The sequence below is a fragment of the Bacillus sp. JJ1127 genome, assembly GCF_036965845.1.
Taxonomy (GTDB): Bacteria; Bacillota; Bacilli; order Bacillales; family Bacillaceae_G; genus Bacillus_A.
The window spans coordinates 1-1,373 of the sequence record NZ_JBALQK010000244.1 but is presented as its reverse complement, the minus strand read 5'-3'; the positions used below and the strand labels follow the sequence as shown (position 1 = coordinate 1,373).

General features: G+C 34.5%; 2 protein-coding genes. One reads left to right on the top strand and one right to left on the bottom strand.

The genetic code is table 11. From position 1 onward, the window contains the following. The coding region (locus V7183_RS21225) for a hypothetical protein (RefSeq protein ID WP_335360744.1) at positions 1-216 on the top strand (216 nt) is incomplete at its 5' end. An 87-nt stretch (positions 217-303) separates the two neighbouring features. Here V7183_RS21225 and V7183_RS21220 read toward each other — a convergent pair. Next, a complete protein-coding gene (locus tag V7183_RS21220) occupies positions 304-1,284 on the bottom strand; it encodes a D-alanyl-D-alanine carboxypeptidase family protein (RefSeq protein WP_097899068.1) in 981 nt (326 codons plus the stop codon). Positions 1,285-1,373 lie beyond the last annotated feature (89 nt).

Sequence of the window (1,373 nt, the reverse complement as noted above, 5' to 3'; positions counted from 1 at the left end):
AAAATGGATTTATATAGGAGGTATTTTTTATTTATGGAGCACATTATTGATAATCGTTCCAAACACCATATTGAAATTTACTACGCATGTATACGCCTGCTGTCATTATTAACGTTCAAAAAAGTTCCCGTTATCGAACGAAAAATGAACAGCCTAAAAAATACTATTAATAAGCAACTAGATCATATAAATGAAAAAGATCCTTACAAGTTATAAACATAATATAGGCAAAAATAAAAACAGCCTATTTTCACTCCTTTCGGGTTTCAAATAAGCTGTTTTCCTCTATAATTATTTCTTTCCCTACTTAACAATCTGGAATCCATAAGACATCAGTTTACTGGTTTCTGTAAAACGTTTCGTTTGACTCTTTGTTCCCATAACAACCGTGATAAGTCGTTTATCTCCTTGTTTCGCAGTCCCTGTAAAACAATATCCAGCACTATCAGTAAAGCCAGTTTTCAGTCCATCCATTCCTTCTATATAAAGATCTTTATTCGCTGCATTCAACATTTCATTTGTACTTGTAACAACTGTATTTTTAAATGCTAATTGACTCTGAGGTAAATGTGTTACTTCTAATATTTCTGGATAATCTTTAATAAGACGGTATGCCAATTTTGCTACGTCAGCTGCTGGCATCTTTGTTTCACTTCCATCGGGCTCTTGCAAACCAGAAGCATTTGCAAACTTGGTATTATCTGAGAGTTCCAATTCCTTCGCCTTTTGATTCATAAGTTGAACGAAATTTTGCTCCGTCTTTGCTACATGTTCAGCCAAAGCAACTGCCGAATTATTAGCAGATTCAATCATTAAAGCGTGGAATAAGTCTTTCACCGTTAATGTATCATTCATTTGCACCGGAATTCTAGCACCTTCTGTTTGTGCTGATTTTGCACTTATTTTCACCGGATCTTCCCAATGGACTTTTCCTGTATGTATATTTTCTAAAAGAAGATATGCTGTCATCATTTTCGACATACTTGCCGGGGCAAAGGTTTCAGTCTCATTGTTTTTATAAATAACTTCTCCATCACTTGCATCAATAATCATCGCTGCTTTTGCTTCTACTACTGGTACATACTTTTGTGGAATTACCTTTTCAGATAGCCCTGTCTTTGGTAACTCTGCTACTTGTAGAGAGGAACCATCTATTATCATTTTTTCCTTTGCTTTTACAACATTGGTATCTTCCTTCTCTAGACCCCCATAAAAAAAGAACCAACATATACCCAAAATAATAGCACATAGTATGGTTACTCTTCCCCACTTTAACCTTTTCATCACTAAAACTCCTTTTAATCTACCTATTTTTCAAATTTAACCATAACAACAATATCTTTACATCGTCAAGGTCAAAGAAGAAGATAGTC

Coding starts and splice junctions, on each gene's coding strand:
- V7183_RS21220 (WP_097899068.1), bottom strand. CDS start 1,284: ATGAAAAGGTTAAAGTGGGGAAGAGTAACCATACTATGTGCTATTATT.